The organism is Hymenobacter chitinivorans DSM 11115 (assembly GCF_002797555.1).
In the GTDB taxonomy this organism is placed as follows: domain Bacteria; phylum Bacteroidota; class Bacteroidia; order Cytophagales; family Hymenobacteraceae; genus Hymenobacter; species Hymenobacter chitinivorans.
Window position 1 is genome coordinate 3,179,874 of the sequence record NZ_PGFA01000001.1, and the last position, 17,964, is coordinate 3,197,837.

16 protein-coding genes are annotated in these 17,964 nt (G+C 61.5%); 12 read left to right on the forward strand and 4 right to left on the reverse strand.

The genetic code is table 11. The annotated features are described in order from the left end of the window. The first annotated feature begins 291 nt into the window (after nt 1-291). Nucleotides 292-1,950: a M28 family peptidase gene (locus CLV45_RS13425; RefSeq protein ID WP_100336859.1), complete on the forward strand. Its 1,659-nt coding sequence runs from the start codon at nt 292-294 to the stop codon at nt 1,948-1,950. A 303-nt stretch (nt 1,951-2,253) separates the two neighbouring features. On the opposite strand, the gene CLV45_RS13430 is transcribed toward CLV45_RS13425, so the two are convergent. Then, nucleotides 2,254-2,496, reverse strand: a complete 243-nt coding sequence (locus tag CLV45_RS13430) for a hypothetical protein (RefSeq protein WP_157807474.1) — start codon at nt 2,494-2,496, stop codon at nt 2,254-2,256. 130 nt (nt 2,497-2,626) lie between these two features. Between CLV45_RS13430 and CLV45_RS13435 the strand changes: the two genes are divergently transcribed. Next, entirely contained in the window at nt 2,627-3,973 is a 1,347-nt protein-coding gene (locus CLV45_RS13435; RefSeq protein WP_100336861.1) for a YfcC family protein, read from the forward strand. A gap of 179 nt (nt 3,974-4,152) precedes the next feature. On the opposite strand, the gene CLV45_RS13440 is transcribed toward CLV45_RS13435, so the two are convergent. Further along, nucleotides 4,153-5,634 carry a 2OG-Fe(II) oxygenase gene (locus CLV45_RS13440; RefSeq protein WP_100336862.1) on the reverse strand — a complete coding sequence of 494 codons (1,482 nt, stop codon included), beginning with the start codon at nt 5,632-5,634 and terminating at the stop codon, nt 4,153-4,155. A gap of 205 nt (nt 5,635-5,839) precedes the next feature. After that, nucleotides 5,840-6,241, reverse strand: a complete 402-nt coding sequence (locus tag CLV45_RS13445; RefSeq protein ID WP_100336863.1) for a DUF6960 family protein — start codon at nt 6,239-6,241, stop codon at nt 5,840-5,842. Nucleotides 6,242-6,610: 369 nt separating this feature from the next. Between CLV45_RS13445 and CLV45_RS13450 the strand changes: the two genes are divergently transcribed. Together CLV45_RS13450 and CLV45_RS13455 are read left to right on the forward strand one after the other, a co-directional pair. Next, on the forward strand, nt 6,611-7,333 hold the full coding sequence (locus CLV45_RS13450) for a DUF421 domain-containing protein (RefSeq protein ID WP_100336864.1): 723 nt from the start codon (nt 6,611-6,613) through the stop codon (nt 7,331-7,333). A gap of 75 nt (nt 7,334-7,408) precedes the next feature. Further along, on the forward strand, nt 7,409-8,107 hold the full coding sequence (locus CLV45_RS13455; RefSeq protein WP_100336865.1) for a DUF421 domain-containing protein: 699 nt from the start codon (nt 7,409-7,411) through the stop codon (nt 8,105-8,107). A gap of 54 nt (nt 8,108-8,161) precedes the next feature. Here the strand turns inward: CLV45_RS13455 and CLV45_RS13460 are convergent, their stop codons facing one another. Further along, nucleotides 8,162-8,863, reverse strand: coding sequence for a hypothetical protein (locus tag CLV45_RS13460; protein WP_100336866.1), 702 nt, complete (start codon nt 8,861-8,863; stop codon nt 8,162-8,164). 174 nt (nt 8,864-9,037) lie between these two features. On the opposite strand from CLV45_RS13460, the gene CLV45_RS13465 reads away from it, so the two are divergent. The 8 genes from CLV45_RS13465 (at nt 9,038) to trpS (ending at nt 17,889) form a co-directional block, all read left to right on the forward strand. Continuing rightward, nucleotides 9,038-10,855, forward strand: coding sequence for an alpha-amylase family glycosyl hydrolase (locus CLV45_RS13465; RefSeq protein ID WP_245882847.1), 1,818 nt, complete (start codon nt 9,038-9,040; stop codon nt 10,853-10,855). Nucleotides 10,856-11,006: 151 nt separating this feature from the next. Then, on the forward strand, nt 11,007-12,851 hold the full coding sequence (locus CLV45_RS13470; RefSeq protein WP_100337036.1) for a glycosyltransferase: 1,845 nt from the start codon (nt 11,007-11,009) through the stop codon (nt 12,849-12,851). A 134-nt stretch (nt 12,852-12,985) separates the two neighbouring features. Next, nucleotides 12,986-13,816, forward strand: coding sequence for a DUF4198 domain-containing protein (locus CLV45_RS13475; RefSeq protein WP_100336867.1), 831 nt, complete (start codon nt 12,986-12,988; stop codon nt 13,814-13,816). Nucleotides 13,817-13,916: 100 nt separating this feature from the next. After that, nucleotides 13,917-14,291: an STAS domain-containing protein gene (locus CLV45_RS13480; protein ID WP_044002696.1), complete on the forward strand. Its 375-nt coding sequence runs from the start codon at nt 13,917-13,919 to the stop codon at nt 14,289-14,291. Nucleotides 14,292-14,423: 132 nt separating this feature from the next. Then, on the forward strand, nt 14,424-15,341 hold the full coding sequence (locus CLV45_RS13485; RefSeq protein WP_100336868.1) for a ribonuclease Z: 918 nt from the start codon (nt 14,424-14,426) through the stop codon (nt 15,339-15,341). 131 nt (nt 15,342-15,472) lie between these two features. Then, nucleotides 15,473-16,219: a queuosine precursor transporter gene (locus tag CLV45_RS13490; protein ID WP_100336869.1), complete on the forward strand. Its 747-nt coding sequence runs from the start codon at nt 15,473-15,475 to the stop codon at nt 16,217-16,219. A 29-nt stretch (nt 16,220-16,248) separates the two neighbouring features. Next, nucleotides 16,249-16,896, forward strand: a complete 648-nt coding sequence (locus CLV45_RS13495) for a hypothetical protein (RefSeq protein WP_100336870.1) — start codon at nt 16,249-16,251, stop codon at nt 16,894-16,896. Nucleotides 16,897-16,911: 15 nt separating this feature from the next. After that, complete coding sequence (gene trpS / locus CLV45_RS13500) at nt 16,912-17,889, forward strand: tryptophan--tRNA ligase (RefSeq protein WP_100336871.1); 978 nt, start codon at nt 16,912-16,914, stop codon at nt 17,887-17,889. Nucleotides 17,890-17,964 lie beyond the last annotated feature (75 nt).

Sequence of the window (17,964 nt, forward strand, 5' to 3'; positions counted from 1 at the left end):
TCGGAAAAAAAATCTAACGGTCAGGCTACCGCCAAGCTCACGAGCAATTGTATGCTTGAGCTGACAAAACGGGACGTTTGGGGAAGTAATTGAGCCCGGGCCCAATTGGCGGCAAGTTAAACAATTCCCAGCCCAAGCTGAAGCGCAAAACGGGCCGCCTCCTTCCTAACTCTGGGTTTGCCGAGAAAATTTCCGACGCGGGCAGCTTTTTCCCGTTTAAAACAACTTTTGTGGGAGTGGCCGGTCGTATTGCAACGCGGGCTACTGTACCACCTGCTCTGCTTACCGCTTATGCTTTCCTCTTCTTCACGCCTGTTGCTGCTGGCTTTCAGCGGCTTGCTTTCCTATTCGGCGACCGGCCAGGAGCTGCGCCTCGACAAAAAAGTAACCAAGGCCCTGCAAAAGGTCGAGCCCAATGACCTCAAGGCTCATATTCAGTACCTGGCCGACGACAAGCTGCTGGGCCGCCGCCCCGGCACGCCCGGCTACCAGTTGGCCGTGGATTACGTGAGCCGGCAGCTGCAAAGCCTGGGCGTGCAGCCCGCCGGCGACGCGGGCACCTTCGTGCAGCGGGTGCGCCTGCGCAAAGCCTTTAGCAATCCGGCCACCACCAAGCTGCTGCTCAGCACTGGTTCCGAGGCGCCCGTGCCCCTGGCCCCGGCCCAGGAATTCGTGTTTTACCCCAACCCCGAAGCCCCGAGCGTAACCGTGCATGCCCCGCTGGCTTTTGCCGGCTACGGCATCAGCGCCCCCGAGCTGAATTACGACGACTACGCCGGCCTCGACGCGCGCGGCAAGGTGGTAGTGGTGCTGCGCGGGGCGCCCAAGGCGTTTCCCTCCACCGTGGCCGCCGCCAGCCAGGATGTGCTGGCCCTGCTGCAGAACGCCGTGCAGCACGGCGCGGTGGGGGTGCTGTTGGCTTCGCCCACGCCCAAAACGCCGCTGCCCAACTTTAAGTCGGGCGTATTCAGCGTGCTCGATGCCGAGGGCAAAGTGGCCGCCTCCCGCTCCTTCGCACCCGGCGTGCAGCTGCTCGGAGCCGTGAGTGCCGGCACCCTGCAAACCCTGCTGCGCACGGCCGCCACCGATACCACGGCCGCCTACGCGGCCCTGCGCGCGGGCCAGCCGGCCTCGGTAGCGCTGCGCAGCACGATGAAGGCCACCAACGTTTCCACCTACCAGGACCTGGACAGCTACAACGTGGTGGGCAAAATCCCCGGCTCCGACGCCCGGCTGCGCGACGAATACGTGGTGCACAGCGCCCACCTCGACCACCTGGGCGTAGGGGTGCCCGTGAAAGGCGACTCGATTTACAACGGGGCCCACGACAACGCTTCGGGCGTGGCCAGCGTGCTGGAAATTGCCCGGATTTATGCGCGCCTGCCGGAGCGTGAAAAGCCCAAACGCTCGGTGCTGCTCGTGCTCCAAACCGGGGAGGAGCTGGGCCTGCTGGGCTCGGCCTACTTTGCGGCCCGGCCTACGGTGCCCAAGGAGCAAATCGTGGCCGACATTAACACCGACATGCCCACCATCATTGCCCCGCTGCTGTCCATTGTGGCCCTGGGCGCCCAGCACTCGACCCTGGCCGAGCCGGTGAACAAGGCCGCGGCGTACCTGAAGCTAAGCGTGGAGGCCGACCCCGAGCCCGAGCAAAACCGCTTTATCCGCTCCGACCAGTACAGCTTCGTGCTCCAGGGCATTCCGGCCTTACACATCAAATACGGCAACAAAACCGCCGACGGTAAAAACGACCTAAGCAAAACCGTGCAGGCCTGGCGCGCCACCACCTACCACAAGCCCCAGGACGACATGAACGGCACCTTCGACTTCGAAGCGGGCAAAAAATACGTCCAGCTCAACTTCCTCATCGGCTACCAGGTGGCCCAGGCCGCGCAGCGCCCCCGCTGGAACCCCGGCGACTTTTTCGGCACCCGGTTCGGCAGCAAGTAGCTGGCTGCTCCCACCCCTGCTGGCCGCTACGCAGGTAGAAGGCCAGGGTGATTTACAGAGGGTCTTCTACCTGGTTAGGTAGAAGACCCTCGCTATTTTAGGAGGGTCTTCTACCAACCTAGGTAGAAGACCCTCGCTATTTTAGGAGGGTCGTCTACCTAACCAGGTAGAAGACCCTCACTATTTTCGGAGGGTCGTCTACCTGCCAGCCAGGAGGACAAAGGGCTTTTACGCGTTGGCACCGCCCGTAATGGGGTGGGTGAGGCAGGTCCTTCGGCTGCGCCTCAGGAGGACTGGAGCGTTTTACACTTCCGGCAGGCGGATGTGCTCGATATAGGGCGTCAGGTTGTGGGAGTCCTGGAAGAGGTGAATAAACAGGATGTGCTCCTCGCCCTTGCTGCGCCACACCTCGGCGTAGAAGTCGCCGAGGGCGTAGAGCTGCAGCTCGAAGCTGTCCTGCCGCCGGTCGGACAAGAAGTGTCCGCTCCGGCGCAGAACGTCGGCTTGCTGGCCCATGGGCAACTCTTTGAAGGAAACTAAACGCATACGAGCAGACACAACCGGCCCGGCCTAATGCGGGTTCCGGCCGGGGGCACTTCCCCGGAAAGTTCGGCAGCAGCTCGCGGATAACTTCTATTTTTCGCGAATAATTGCCTTTCCCACCTTAGTCTCCTGGATGAAGACCCTCCGCTTCCCCCACCCGCTCGTGCTGCTCGTCGGGTTTATTTTGCTGGCTACCCTGCTAAGCTACGTGCTGCCCGCCGGCGAATTTGCCCGCCACGCCGATGCCGCCACCGGCCGCGACGTAGTGGTGCCCGGCTCCTACCACCGCGTGCCCGCCACCCCGGTTTCCCCCCTGGACGCCATGGTCGACATTCCCAAGGGCATGGCCGATGCGGCGGCCGTTATCTTCTTCGTCTTCCTGACCGGCGGGGCCTTCACCGTCATCGACCAGACCGGGGCCCTGCGCCGGGGCGTCGACTGGCTGCTGGGCAAGCTGCGGGGGCAGGAAGTGCTGGTCATTCCCATTATTTCCCTGCTGTTTGCCACGATGGGGGCGCTGGAAAACATGCAGGAGGAAATTATTCCGCTGGTGCCGGTGCTGCTGGTGCTGATGCGCCGCCTGGGCTACCCCGTCATTACGGCGGCCGCCGTCAGCATCGGGGCCGCGGCCGTGGGCGCCTCGTTCAGCCCCCTGAACCCGTTTCAGGTCGGTATTGCCCAGAAGCTGGCCCAGCTGCCGCTGCTCTCGGGCGCCTGGTTCCGGCTCACGTTTCTAGCCCTGGCCCTGGTGGTCTGGATTGGGGGCACGATGCGCTACGCGGCCAAAAACCGGGTTGTTCCGGAGCTAGGCACCGACGACGACGCTACCACTGCCCGGGCCGGCCGCCACGGCATCGTGCTGCTGCTTTTGCTGCTGACCTTTGCCGTGTTTACCTACGGGGTGCTGAACCTGGGCTGGGAGTTTGAGCAGATGGGCGCCCTGTTTTTCGTGCTGGGCGTGCTGGCCGGCCTTATCGGCGGCCTGGGCCTCAACGGCACCGCCGAGGCCTTCATCACCGGCTTTCGGGACCTGGCGTTTTCGGCCTTGCTCATCGGCTTTGCCCGGGCCATTTTCGTGGTCCTCGAGCAGGGCCATATCGTCGATACCATCGTCAACGGCTTGTCGGCACCCCTGGCTCAGCTGCCCGTCACACTCTCGGCCCTGAGCATGATTGGGGTGCACACGGCCCTGCATTTGCCCGTGCCCAGCGTGAGCGGGCAGGCCGTGCTGACCATGCCCATCCTCACCCCGCTCTCCGATTTGCTGGGCTTGCCCCGCCAGGTCACGGTGCTGGCCTACCAGTACGGGGCCGGCCTGTGCGAAATCATCACCCCCACCAACGGGGCCCTCGTGGCCATTGTGGCCGCCTGCGGGGTCCGCTTCGACCAGTGGTGGAAATTCGTGCTGCCCCTATATTTCACCCTGCTGGCCCTGGCCGCCGTGGCCGTGGTTATCGGCGTCGCTATTGGGCTGGCGTAGCTAATGTGGTGGAATGTGGGGAATGTGAGAAATGTGGAGAATGTGTCCTTATGAGGCGTGAGCCGTGGCCATCCGTCATTTGCACAGGTAGTCCCGCTCTTTTATTAAAAAGCCCTTTCCCGTTGCGACGAGAAAGGGCTTTTGCCTTGTAGCAAGCCTTTCGCCGCTCAGTCCTCAATCTATACATCCCACACCCGGAGCCGGCCATCATACGAGGCGCTGAGTAGCTGCCCGCTCTCCGGCAGCCAGGCCGTGGACTGCACAAAATCGTCGTGGGTCATTGCCTGCTGACAGCTGCCGGTTGTTAAATCCCAAATTTTCACCTGGTTGTCTTCGCCCCCGCTGGCCAGCCGGCCCCCGGGCAGCAACGTCAGCGTGCGGACAATGCCCCGGTGGGCCGCCAGCGTCGACACCAACGCCCAATGTTGCAGCGTGTGGTCGGCCTGCCACACCTGGATTTCCCCGGCCTGGGTGCCGGCATATAGCCGCCGAGGTCCAGGCTCAAACAACAGGGTGTGCGCCGGTGGTAAGTCGTTGCCGATAACTGCCAGGCTGGCTTGAGTGGGCCAGTGCCACAGCCGGAGCGCTCCGTCCTCGGAAGAGGATACAAGCAGCTCGGCGGCTACGGGAATGGCCTGCCAGACCCAGTCGGTGTGCCCGGCCAGAGTGTGCTGCACGCGCCCGTGCTCATCACTGATTTTGATAAGTCCATCGGCGGCCGAGCTGACAAACAGCTGGTCGGTAAGCCGGCGCAGGGAAAGCACGGTAGCCCGGTGCAGGGCTAGGCTGCGGCGCAGCACGAAGCCATTCGGACCCCGCTCCCACACCTTGATGCTCATGTCCCGGGAGCCCGAAAGCAGCGTCGTCGCGTTAAGCTGGCACAAGCTCAGAATGGAGTTCTGGTGCCCGGCCAACTGCTGCCGCAACTCTCCCCGGCGGCTCCAGACCTTAATTAGTTTGTCGCGGCCCGCACTAAGAACCTCTTCCCCGAACGGCAGCACCTGCCAGATATAGCCCAAATGGCCCGGGGCGTAGGGCCCCGCTTGCGCACCCAGCGGCGTGGTTTCGTAGAGAATGTCGCTGCGCAGCACGTATTTCTCCCCGGCTTCCAGCTGCTCTCCTTCGTGCCAGAGCCGGTGGTCAAAAACGATTAAGTCGCCCTTGGCCGGCTCATACTCGGCCCACACCTGCGGGTCGTCCTTGCTGCGGTAAAATAGGGTCCGGCCGCCCCGGAATTCGGCCGCGTCATTCAGGTACACCATAAAAGTCAGGCGCGACTGTACGGTTTCGGATTCGTGGTACACGCCGTCGAGGTGGCGGTGGAAGTACTGGCCCGCGGCGTAGCGGCAGAAGCGCAGCCGGGTATTGAGCTGCTTGAGCTGCCAGGGCTGCCCACCCGGTTGTTCGGCGGGCAATTCCGCGGGCAGCACCGGCCCAATTACTGAGAAAAGCTGCTGGGCCAGTTCTTCGTCATCCACCACGCACCGCTCGTTGTTGCGGTAGTAGGTGGGGTAATGTGTGGCGGCCGAGTGCAAACCCACTTGTATATCGGCGGTAAGCAACGCCGCACAGGCGCTGGCACTAAAGGCCCCGGGTACAATGAAACAGATTAAGTCACTGTCGGGCAGCAAATGGCGCACCTGGTGAAGAGCAGCTTTCATACCCGAAGATGATACAATTACCGGCGGCGTACCCGTCTATGGGAGGAGGCAGGAAAAAGTCATCCGTCCGTTGAAATGCGCGGAGCCCTCTAAAGTGAAAAGCCCTTCCCCGTAACAAACAGGAAAGGGCTTTCTGAGTAAAGGCAGCTCAGCACATTTCAGAGGACAGATTGCTTCGCAAGCTCGCAAGGATACATTCCCCACATTAGCTTAGCCGCAGCTCTTCGGCTTCGAAAACGCGCTTCACTTTGCGCTTTTTCTCGACCAGCTGGAAGCTGGCCCGGTGCTGGGCTTCGTTCCAGTAGACGTCCGAAATCAGGCCACGGTGGGCGGGACGGCCGGGCTCGGGGTTGGCTTCCTCCACCAGGTCGCCGAAGCTGAAGGGGGGCTTGTCGTGGAGCTCCTGGAACAACTCGCCGCTGACTTTGAACTGCTGCTCGTCGTAGCGGAGCAGAATCCAGTCCTCGGTTTCGTCGATTTTCTCGAAGAGCTTGCCCATGGGCTCCAGCCACTCGAAGGTGCGGCGGTTGGCGGGGTGAATGTAGCGGAAGCCGAAATCCGGCGTCCAGGAATACAGGCCGTAGGTGACGGGTTTGGGACGGGGCATGAATGCAGAAATACGAATTGGAAAGGGCCTTGCCGGCCGCTGCGCCACGTTTTGCGGCAGCTTACCCGGCAGCAGATTATAACAACAAAACTCCGCTATTTATTCCCGGCCGGCAAGGTTTGAGCCGCTATTCCGCCCGGCCGCTTCCTAAAAACTACCGGAATTTTAGGTGAAACCCCGGCGGGTTTCGGGCAAAGTCCGCCGGGACTATTCCCAGGTTCCCGCCGCCGTGCAACCCGTTTTTTTACGGAGTCAAATTCCGCTTTTTTCCCTATAACTCCCGCCCGTCCCCCTGTCGTTCAAGGAATTCTGCGCCGGCTCAGGGAGGAACCGGCGCAGGTTAAACCATTAAAAAAGAGCGGGGAAACAATGAAAAAGGAAGAAATTCACTTAGGTGACTGGCAACGCATTATCCTGGGCAACGCCCCGGGCGAGTACATGCTCGAAGTGGTCCTGCGGACCCTGGTTATTTACGTCATTCTACTGGTCGTAATCCGGCTGCTGGGCAAACGCATGGGCGCCCAGCTCACTATCACCGAAATGGCCGTGATGCTCACCCTGGGGGCCATTGTGGCCGTGCCCATGCAGATTCCCGACCGGGGCCTGCTGCCGGCGGCCGTGCTGCTGGGCGTGGTGCTGCTCCTGCAGCGGGGCGTCAACCTGCTGGCGTTGAAAAACCGCAAGGTGGAAGTCGTGGTGCAGAGCGACGTGAGTCTGCTGCTCAAAAACGGGGTGCTGAACACGGCCGAAATGGAGAAGATGGGCATTTCGCACGAGCAGGTATTTGCCCATTTGCGCTCCAAGGATGTGCTCCACCTGGGCCAGCTCTGCCGGGTCTACCTCGAATCGGGGGGGCATTTCAGCGTGTTTCGCTACAAGGAGCCGCGGCCGGGCCTGAGCGTGCTGCCCGAGCGCGACGAGCACCTGCGCGACGAGGAGCAGCACGCCCCCGACCTGAGTGCCTGCCTCTACTGCGGCAACGTGCAGCACCAGGTGTCGGCCAAAACCCAGTGCACCAACTGCGGCCACCAGCACTGGAGCTACGCCGTGCAGCCCCAGAGCCTGGTCGAGCAGGAAGCCGTGCTTCACTAACGCAACCAGCTAGCTTCTTATCTGATCTGCCGAAACCTTAAACCGCCCGCCGGGCAGTACTGATCCTCTTTCGCTATGAAACCCGAAGAAATCCATATTACCGATTACATGCGCATCCTGCTGGGGCAGGTGCCCTGGAGCTTTCTGCTGGAAGTGGCCATCCGCGCCGTCTTTCTCTACGCCCTGATTCTGGTGTCGATGCGCCTGATGGGCAAGCGGATGTCGTCGCAGCTGAGCCGGCACGAGCTGGCCGCCATTGCCTCCATTGCCGCCGCCGTCGGGGTACCCATTCAGGCCCCCGACCGGGGCTTGCTGCCCGCCCTGCTCATTGCGGCCGTCATCGTGCTGGTGCAGCGCTTCGTGTTCCGGGAGTCGTTTCGCAGCCGCACGTTTGAAATCACCACCCAGGGCTACGTCGATACCATGGTGGAAGACGGCTGCCTGTGCTACGACGCCATGCAAAACGCGGTCCTTTCGCAGGAGCGGCTCTTTGCCGAGCTGCGCCAGAAGGGTATCGACAACCTGGGCAAGGTCCGGCGCCTGTACATGGAAGCCAGCGGGGCCATTACCATCGTGCCCCAGAACCCACCCCGCCCCGGCCTGACGCTGATTCCGAGCTGGGACGAGGACTTCCTGCGCGACCAGCACCACGCCCCCGACACCTACGCCTGCTGCCACTGCGGCAACGTGCAGCACGCGGCCCGGCAGCAGCAGCCGGCGGCCTGCACCCGCTGCCAGCACCAGGAATGGTCGCCGGCCGTGGTGGCGGCCTAATACGGGGCCGGGGCGCTGAATTAACTACGGCCAGGCCGGGCGGTGTAGCACAGGCTACGCTTCCCGGCCTTGTTGCTGCTGGCTCGAGGGCCGGTGCAGCTGCCGGGCGTGGGCCACGAGCCGGTCGCGGTGGGCGGGGCCGTCGTGCAGGCTGGCGAAGGAAATTGGCTGCTGCCGGCCGTCGAGGCAGCGCACCAGCACGTCGGCCGCGCCCACGGGCTCTACGGTCTCAATTTCGGCCCAATCAAACCGAAACGCGGGCTGCAACAACCCAGTCCGGCCGCCAAAGCCAGCCGGGTGCAGGTGCAGGTGGCGCCGCTCGATGGCCCGGTGCATCGTGAAGGCCATTACCACGAAAAAACCGGCCACGGCAAAGTACAGATACGGTAATACGTGGAAGCTGTGGGTGCCGCGGGCCAGGTCGGCCTCGTGGTGGCGGTGCATAATATGGTAGCCTTCCAGGGCCAGAATGCCGGCCGCAGCCAGCTCCAGCCACGCCACCCGCTCGTGGTGGTGGGCGTGGCGCCGCAGCTGCAGCAGCTCGCGCACCATCAGCCCCAGATAGGCGGCGCCCACCACAAACTCCAGGATGGTAACCCAGGTCAGCAGCTCCCGGCCCGTCATGGCCCCCATGGCCGTGGTGAGCAGCACCAGGGCCGGCACAATGTGCGAGAGGGCCTTGCCCCGCTGCCGCCGGGCGTGGCGCTGGGGGTAGAGCGTAATTCGGTCGGGAGCAGCGGCGGCGGGTACGTTCATAAAGCCAAGCACGGTATTTTTCCGTTGCCCCGCAACGAGCAGTCCGTTAGTTGCCGTTTCAGGCTTTCTGCTTCAGCTTCAATTCGTTGGACTGGACCCGATAACCTCAACACTATATAATCAGTTAGAAGCCGGTAGCGCCCAGCTGTACGGGCCGCTTTACCGTTGCTTCCAATGCCCGAAACCGAACTATCCCCTACTCCCACGCTGCAAGCCGGCATGGGCGCTTTGCCACATACCCTGGGCACCACCTTCCGGGTGTGGGCCCCCAATGCCGATGCCGTTTCCGTCGTGGGCCCCTTCAACGACTGGGATTCTACCGCCCACCCGCTCACCCACGAAGCCGACGGCTACTGGGCCACCGACGTAGCCGACCTGCCGCCCGGCACCGAGTACAAGTTCTGGCTGCGCAACGGCAAGCACGAACTGACCCGCCACGACCCCTACGCCCGCGAAGTGACCCACTCGGCCGGTAACTCCGTGGTGCCCGACCATGACTTCGACTGGGCAGACGACCAGTTTCAGATGCCGGCCTGGAATGAGCTGGTCATCTACGAGCTGCACGTGGGCACCTTCAACGCCCCCGACCCCAGCCGCCCCGGCACTTTTCTGGACGTGGTGGAAAAGCTGGGCTACCTGCGCGAGCTGGGCATCAACGCCATTGAGATTATGCCGCCCACCGAGTTTCCCGGCGGCCGCAGCTGGGGCTACAACCCGGCTCATCCCTTTGCGCTGGAAACCGACTACGGCGGGCCGCTGGCGTTCAAGGAGCTGGTCAAGCAGGCCCACCGCCACGGCATTGCCGTGATTCTGGACGTGGTCTACAACCACTTCGGGCCCGGTGATCTGGACCTCTGGCAGTTCGACGGCTGGCAGGAAAACGACGGGGGCGGCATCTACTTCTACAACGACTGGCGGGCCGAAACGCCCTGGGGCCACAACCGCCCCGACTACGGCCGCCCCGAGGTGCGCCGCTACATCCGCGACAATGCCCTGATGTGGCTCGAAGACTACCGCGTGGATGGCCTGCGCTGCGACTCCATCTCCCACATCCGCAACGTGGACGGCTCCAACGACCCCAGCCGCGACCTGCCCGAGGGCTGGAGCCTGATGAAGTGGATCAATGAGGAAATCCAGCAGAAAATGCCCTGGAAAATCACCATTGCCGAGGATTTGCAGGGCAACCCCTACATCACCCGCGCCACCGAGCAGGACGGGCAGGGCTTCTCGGCCCAGTGGGACGCGGCTTTCGTCAACATCGTGCGCGACGCCCTGACCACACCCCACGATGCGGACCGCCACCTCGCGGCCGTGGCCGACATTCTGGCCCATACCTACAACGGCGACGCCTTCCAGCGCGTCATCTACACCGAGTCGCACGACGAAGTGGCCAACGGCAAGTCGCGGGTAACCGAGGAAATCATGCCCGGCGACGCCCACAGCTGGTTTCCCAAGAAGCGCGCCACGCTCGGGGCGGCCTTGGTTTTTACCGCCCCCGGCATCCCGATGCTGTTTCAGGGCCAGGAAATGCTGGCCGACGGCTACTTCTCCGACGACCAGCCCCTGGAGTGGGAACACGCCGAACAACACGCCGGCCTGGTGCACCTGTACCGCGACCTGATTGCGCTGCGCCGCAACCTGGCCGGCCACACCCGCGGCCTGCTGGGCCAGCACACGGAAATACTGCACCTGAATGAGGCCGACAAAATCCTGGCGTTCCGGCGCTGGGACCAGGGCGGCGCCGGCGACGAAACCATCATCCTGGCCAACTTCGCCGACCAGACCCACCCGGCCTATACCATCGGGCTGCCGGCCGGCGGGCAGTGGCGGGTGCGCTTCAACAGCGACTGGGAAGGCTACGACGAGCAGTTCGGCAATTTCGAAAGCCTGGACACCGAGGCTGCCGCGGGTGAATACGACGGACTGCCCTTCCACGCCTCGTTTGGCCTGGCCCCGTACTCGGTGCTCATTATTTCCCAGCAGGCTTTGTAACGACACTTTTCCGCCCCGCTGCGTAGTACTCTAGCGCAGGGTTTGGCCGAAGCCGGAGGTAAAAAGCCCGGTCCCGGCTAAGCCCTGCGTTTTTTTCACGTCAAAACTCCGCCAGAAACCTATCTTGCCAGTCCACGCCAAAACCCACCGCATGCAAGTTCCGCTCCCCACCCCCGAAGCCATTTCGCCCGACGCCCTGCTCGTGGAAGTTGCCTGGGAAGTCTGTAATCAGGTCGGCGGCATCTACACCGTGATTCGCTCGAAAGTGCCGGCCACGGTGCTGGGCTGGGACGACCGGTACTGTCTGCTGGGCCCCTACTTTGCCAACCAGGCCCAGAGCGAGTTTGAGCCCCTGGAAGACTATGCCTTTCACCAATTGCCCGCCGATGACCCGTTTGCCGCCGCCGTGCGCCAGATGCGGGCCCAGGGCTATGAGGTGCACTACGGGCACTGGCTCGTGACGGGCAAGCCCCGGGTGGTGCTCATCAACCCCTACCAGGCCTACGACCGGCTCGGCCAGATCAAATCGGACCTCTGGCACCACCACGGCATCCCGACGCCCGACCACGACGACCTGCTCCACCAGGTAGAAGCCTTCGGTCACCAGGTCAAGCACTTTCTGCAGCTGCTCACGGCCGCCGTGGTGCCGCCCAAGCGCGTCATTGCCCACTTCCACGAGTGGATGACCGGCGTGGCCATTCCTGATCTGCGCCGCGAGCAGGTGCCGCTGCACATCGTGTTTACCACCCACGCCACGCTGCTGGGCCGCTACCTGGCCATGAACGACCCCAACTTCTACGACCACCTGATGCAGGTAAACTGGGCCGCGGAAGCTGTACACTTCAACATTGAAACCGCCGTGCGCATCGAGCGGGCCGCCGCCCACGGCAGCCACGTATTTACGACTGTTTCCGAGCTGACCGTGCGCGAGTGTATCTATCTGCTCGACCGGATTCCGGACGCGGTGCTGCCCAACGGCCTGAACATCGAGCGGTTTGTGGCCCTGCACGAGTTCCAGAACCTGCACCAGCTCTACAAGTCCAAGATCCACGAGTTCGTGATGGCGCACTTCTTCCAGAGCTACTCGTTTGATCTGGATAACACGCTCTACCTGTTCACCTCGGGCCGCTACGAGTACCACAACAAGGGCTTCGACCTCACGCTCGAAGCGCTGGCCCGCCTCAATTACCGCCTGCAGCAAAGCGGCCTGGAAGGTCAGGTGGTCATGTTTTTCATTACCAAAAGGCCCTTTCACAGCATCAACCCCCAGGTGCTGCAAAGCCGGGCCATTCTGGAGGAAGTGCACGAAACCTGCGAGGCCATTGAGCGGCAGGTGGGCGAGCGGCTCTTCTACGCCGCCGCCGCCAGCACCGACCACCGCCTGCCCGATTTGAGCAGCATGGTCGACGACTACTGGAAGCTGCGCTACCGCCGCACCCTGCAAAGCTGGAAAACGACGAATCTGCCCCCGGTCATCACCCACAACCTGGTGGATGATGCCGGCGACGACATCCTGAACTTCCTGCGCCGGGCCAACCTGGTCAACAACCAGCACGACCGGGTTAAAATCGTGTACCACCCCGATTTCGTCTCGCCCACCTCCCCCCTGTTCGGCATGGAGTACGGCCAATTTGTGCGGGGCTGCCACCTGGGCATTTTCCCGAGCTACTACGAGCCCTGGGGCTACACCCCGCTCGAGTGCGTGGCCCGCGGCGTGCCGGCCATTACCTCCGACCTCTCGGGCTTCGGCGACTACGTCATGGAAACCGTGCCCGACCACGAGGCCAAGGGCATCTACGTGGTCAAGCGGCAGGAACGCAGCTTCGACGAGTCGGCCGAAGAGCTGACCGACATGCTCTGGAACTTCGTGCAGCTCAACCGCCGGGAGCGAATCATGCAGCGCAACAACGTGGAAAGCTCCGCCGAGCTTTACGACTGGAAAAACCTGCGCGTGCATTACGACCGGGCCTACACCCTGGCCCTGGAAAGACAGTAATTATAGTCGATTAATACGGATTTATACCTCCGTATTAATTACCCGAAGCCCCACTAATTAATTGCCAGAAAATTCCGGTAATGCAATTATTGGGGCTTCATTATTTCTTAATTTTTACTTTCTCACTTTAGCCTGTGTCGGGTCGACTACAAATTACCACGCTTTTTTTTCTGGTAGTTGCCACTACGGCCCTGGCCCAGGAATTCTGGTTGCTGCCGCCGCAGTTTTTTGTGGTGCCCGGCACCCGATTTAATCTGCATGTATTTGTGGGTGAAAATTTTACCGGCCGCCGCTGGCCCGGCAAATCCAGCCGGCTTACCCGCTTTGTGCACTACACCCCCACCGACTCCGTGGACCTGACCCCAATTGCCACCCGCCAGGATACGCTCAGCACAACAGTCGAAGTGGCGCAGCCCGGCGTGCACCTGCTGGCCTTCAGCACCACCAACGTCTTCGTCGAGCTCGACGCAGAGAAGTTTAACGCCTACCTGAAAGAACATGACTTAGAGCGAGTTAGCTACCTGCGCCAGCAGCACGGCGAAACCCGGAAGCCCGGCCGGGAGCTGTACCGGCGCTGCGCCAAAACTCTGCTGCAAGTGGGCCCCAGCCGCCCCGACCCGAGCCGCGTGCATAGCCGAGCTACGGGCCAGCCCCTGGAAATTATTCCCGAGCAAAATCCCTACGCCCTCAAGCCCGATGCCTCCCTGACCTGCCTGGTGCTGTATAAAGGTCAGCCCCTGCCCGCCACGCTGGTGCAGGTATGGCAGCGCACCGGCAGTGAACCGACGCGGGTCAGTAAAATGTACACCAACAAAAATGGCCGCGTGCTGTTTCGCCTTAGCAGCCCCGGCAACTACATGGTTAGTTCCGTGTATATGGAATCAGCCCCCGACCGGAAGGCCGCCGATTGGCAGAGTACCTGGGCCACGCTTACCTTCGGAATTGCCGGGCGGAGCACAAAATAATTTCTATTTTTTTGTCTACCTTGAGTGCCCTACAGGCCTTCTGTACTCGAACATTTTTTTCTTACCTTCGCAACTCTATTAAACTCGAACCACCGACGGCATGAAGTACTCGATTGATAAAAAGGAAACTTACACGATTATCACCATTGACGAGAAGAAGCTCGACACCACAGTAGCTCCCGATCTGAAATCGGAATTCGTGAAGCTGAATGCTGAAGGCATCAACAACCTGATTCTGGACCTGAGCAACGTGAAATACACGGACTCGTCGGGCCTCAGCTCCATCCTTATTGCCAACCGCCTGTGCAACTCGACCGGCGGCCTGCTCGTGCTCACCGGCCTGCAGGACCACGTCATGAAGCTTATCACTATCTCCAAGCTGGAGTCGGTGCTGCACATTCTGCCCACCGTGGAAGAAGGCATCGACCGGATCTTCCTGCACGCCATCGAGCGGGACCTGACCAGCAAAGAGTAGTTTAACTAGAAGCTGTAAGCTGTTGGCGGTTAGCTGTTAGTTGTTCAAACTAGCGACTAACGGCCAGCAGCTTTTTCTTTTTCTCATCTTTAAAAAAGCGAATGGCCCTCCGCTACTAGCTACCAGCTTATTTTGGAGTTTGAGTTGAAAATCCTGGGTAGTGCCTCGGCCACGCCCTTTCTGAATCGGCACCACACGGCCCAGGTACTCACCGTCGGCAACCAGTCGTACCTGATTGACTGCGGCGAAGGCACCCAGCGCCGGCTGGTGGAATACAAAGTGCGGCACCAGCGCCTGCACACCATTTTCATCTCCCACCTGCACGGCGACCATTTTTTCGGGCTGTTTGGGCTGCTGAGTACCATGCACCTGCAGGGCCGCACCGAGCCGGTGCAGCTTTTCGGCCCCGCCGGCCTGGACGAGATTCTGACTACCCAGTTTCGCTACTCCCATACCCAGCTCAGCTTCGACCTGCAGTTTACCGCCGTCGAGCCCGACCAGCACCGCCTGGTGTATGAGGACCGCTACCTGACGGTACACACGCTGCCCATGCGCCACCGGATTCCGTGCTGCGGCTACCTGTTTCGGGAAAAGCCCAAGCGCCGCCACCTCGACAAGGAACGCCTACCCGAAGGCCTCACGCCCGCCCAGCTCGGCCGCTTGGCCCAGGGCGACGATATCATCGACGAGGCCGGGACGGTAGTGGTCAGCAATGAGGCCGTGACGACGGCCCCCAACCACTCGCGCAGCTACGCCTACTGCTCCGACACGCTCTACACCGAAAGCCTAGCCGAGCTGGTCCGCGGCGTGGACCTGCTCTACCACGAGGCCACTTTCCTGGACGACATGCGGGAGCGGGCCGCTACCACCCACCACTCCACGGCCCGGCAGGCAGCCTTGTTTGCCAGCAAAGCCCAGGTTCACCGCCTGCTTATCGGCCACTTCTCCTCCCGCTACCGCGACTTAGAGCCCCACCTGCTCGAAGCTCAAGCGGTGTTTCAGCCCGTGGAACTGGCCACCGAAGGCAAAACGGTCAGCATTCCGGAGTAGTTTTTTCAGAGCTGAGAAGTTAGAGCTCAGAACTCAGACATTGTTATTCTCTATTCGAGCTCTTGGCGCTCAGTTCTAAGTTCTGGCATCTAAGTTCTCAGCTCTCACCTCTACCTTTTAAGACCGCTTCCTTGAAGACTTTTGCCCATAAGAAAAACCAGCTCTACTTAGTCCTCAGCGGTATTTTTATCGTCAATGCCCTGCTGGCCGAAATTATTGGCGTCAAGATTTTTTCCCTGGAACCCCTCATCGGCCGGCCCGACAACCTGACGGCGGGCGTCCTGATCTGGCCCGTGGTATTCGTCACCACCGACATCATCAACGAGTACTTCGGCAAGGAAGGCGTGCTGCGGGTGAGCTACCTCACGGCCGCCCTGATTCTGTTTGCCTTCCTAGTCATTTATGCCACCACCAAGCTGCCCCCGGCCGCTTTCTGGCTCGAGGTCAACAATAAGGACCCCCAGGGCCAGCCCATCAATATCGACTTTGCCTACCAGATGATTTTCCGCCAGGGCCTGGGCATTATTGCCGGCTCGCTGACGGCCTTTGCCATCGGGCAGGTGCTCGATGCCACCGTGTTTCAGGCCCTGCGCCGCGCCACCAAGGGCCGCTACGTGTGGCTGCGCGCCACCGGCTCCACGCTCGTCTCCCAGCTCGTGGACAGCTTCGTGGTCTTGTTCGTGGCTTTCTACGTGTTCGGCAACTGGAGCTTCGACCAGGTGCTGGACGTGGCCAACACCAACTACTGGTATAAATTCGCCGCCGCTATTCTGCTCACGCCCGTGCTCTACCTGGCCCACTTCCTGATTGACCGATACCTGGGCGCGGAAGAAACCGTGGAGCTGCAGCAGGAAGCCGCTGCCGACGTGAGCGTGTAAGTATTCTGTTCTTCCCTTATGTACCTCGAATGCGCTTTTTCTACGTAGCTCTCGGGCTGTTGCTTCCTCAGGTAGCAGCCGCGCAGTTTAATTCGTTTCAACCCGGCTCCTACGTGCTCAGCAGCGACCAGACGGTGCACGCCGCTCCCAAGCTCAAGCTCCGGGGCTCCGATGAGCTGGTGGTGAAAAATGCGGCGGGCCAAACAGCCCAGTTCACGCCCAGCGACGTATCCTCGTTTCGGCTCGGCCGGCGCAAGTACGTTAGCGTGGGCAGCTTCTACGTTTCCCTAGGCCTGGGCGGCGAATCGGTGGAAGATGCTTTTGTGGAGCTACTCGACAGTGGCAGCGTGCAGCTGCTGCGCTACGATGTATCGTTCAACCGGCCCATGACTATGAGTCCGGCGGGCGGGATGAGCGGGGGCGGCAGCACGAGCTACGCGACTTTTCTGCTGCGCCGGGCCAATGAGCGGACCCTCAAGCAGATTCCCGGCAACCGCCTGACCGGCGGCGGCACCAAGTTTCGGGACGCCATCCTGCCTTACCTGACCCAGCGCCCCGACCTGATAAAGCTCGTGGAAGATAAAACCGTGACTTTGGACAATATTGTGGGCCTTATTCACGCGTTGAATACTGGGCAGCCCTACGCCATTACGGCCCCTTACAACTACTACAACTGATTTCCTTTCTTTCCCATGTCCCGCATCCTGACCGGCATTCAGAGCACCGGCCGCCCCCATTTGGGCAACCTGCTCGGCGCCATCCTGCCCGCCATTGAGCTGTCGAAATCGGCGGCCAATGAGTCCCTGTACTTTATTGCCGACCTGCACTCCCTGACCACCGTGCGCGACGCGGAGTTGCTGCGTCAGAACACCTACGCGGTGGCCGCCGCCTGGCTGGCCTGCGGCTTCGACACCGAGAAAAACCTGTTCTACCGCCAGTCGGATGTGCCCCAGGTGACGGAGCTGACCTGGTATCTGTCGTGCTTTACGCCCTACCCGATGCTGGCCAACGCCCACTCGTTTAAGGACAAGTCGGACCGGCTCTCGGACGTGAATGCGGGCCTGTTTACCTACCCCGTGCTCATGGCGGCCGACATTTTGCTCTACGACGCCGACATCGTGCCCGTGGGTAAGGACCAGATTCAGCACCTGGAAATTGCCCGCGACATTGCCTCCACCTTCAACAACCGCTACGGCGAAACCTTCGTGCTGCCCCAGGCCCGCGTGGATGCCGAGCTGATGACCATTCCCGGCCTTGACGGGCAGAAGATGAGCAAGAGCTACGGCAACATCATCGACATTTTCCAGGACGACAAGGCTTTGCTCAAAACCATCCGCAGCATCGTCTCGGACAGCACCCCGCTGGAAGACCCCAAAAATCCGGATACCGACACCACTTTCAAGCTGTTTTCCCTGCTGGCTGCGCCAAGTGAAGTAGAGGAAATGCGCCAGAACTACCTGCGCGGCGGCTACGGCTACGGCCACGCCAAAACGGCCCTCTACGAAGTTATCCGCACCCGTTTTGCCCAGGAGCGGGAGCAGTTCACCTTCTACATCCGCAACCTGCCCGAAGTCGATAAGCGCCTGGCCGAAGGCGCCCGCAAAGCCCAGGCCTACGGCAGCGAAGTGCTGAACAAAGTCCGGGAAAAAGTGGGCTACGGCAGAAGATAATGTGCTAAGGTGAGGAATATGCTGATGCGCTAATGCAAAAGACGTGTCCTTGCGAGGCGTGAGCCGAAGCCAGCC